We start from the raw sequence: 1012 nt of genomic DNA, 5'->3' as shown, positions 1-1012 counted from the left end.
GCATCCATACAGTCAATGTTTTGATATTATTATCAAAAATTCCGATGAAGCAATATGTCTAGAAAAAAATACATTTGAGTTTTATAGAGTTTAAATGCAAATACTCTATTTGTTATGTTTATTATGAGGGTTCATTTTCATTATTTGGCTCCCAAATGAAGCAACTTTAGTATTCACTCAAAAATCCATTGTCTATGAAACAACTAGATTTTTAAACGGCTTTAATAGACAGATGTCTATTGTATTTTTGGCGGCAAGATTAAATAGCTTTTTTGTTACTTTACAATAAAGTATACTTAATATCAGTAATTCATGTAATTAGGAGTGGTTTCTATATTTAGGGAAAATGCAAAAAGGATACTTCTGTCATTAGTAACAAATCCAATACTAATAATTGTATACGGGATTTTTTGTTATGAGTTAGCCTTATACTGTAAGTACGGAAGAATGAATTATAATATTTATATTTTTTTATTATGTATAGTACTTTTTATATCCATGACTACATTTACTACAATGCGGGTGATAAAAAACAGAAAATATGAATCTAAAAAATTAACTAATTCAATAGCATGGAGATCCATTTCTATTATCATTATTATTGCAATTACATCATTTTATGGGATGTAGATTTATAAAAGTGCAATAAATTACAATGGCAAATTGGCATGGTTTATAGAAAGGTTAAAACATGAAAGGTCAGTTAAACTTAAACATAATAATATATATGAATCTGGAGTAGAAGGTATTTTTGAAGATATAAATAAAAAATATCCTTTGCCAAAGAAATTGTATATGGCAACTGATTTTGATCTTACATTTCATTCAGATGGAACAATCACAGCGTTTGATACATTTGTTTATGGGAAAAATGTTGATGGGAAAGAAGAAACTTATTTAATCTCTTATAATGAGAAGAAATCAGAAGATATTACTATAATACGAGACGGGTATGCAAAGCCTGATTATGATGATGATAAATTAGTAGAACCTTTAATTAAAACGGTTAAGG

Annotated in this window: 2 pseudogenes; both read left to right on the top strand. The window is 27.1% G+C overall.

Annotated features, from left to right (window positions below):
• A pseudogene (locus ABH960_RS29530) lies at positions 1-94 on the top strand (phosphoribulokinase); the annotation flags it as partial.
• Between the two features lie 230 nt (positions 95-324).
• Positions 325-1012 (top strand): annotated as a pseudogene (locus ABH960_RS29525) (WD40/YVTN/BNR-like repeat-containing protein); the annotation flags it as partial.

The sequence above is a fragment of the Bacillus sp. RC252 genome (genome assembly GCF_044909215.1).
GTDB classification, from domain to species: Bacteria; Bacillota; Bacilli; order Bacillales; family Bacillaceae_G; genus Bacillus_A; species Bacillus_A mycoides.
This window is presented reverse-complemented; position numbering and strand designations above follow the sequence as displayed.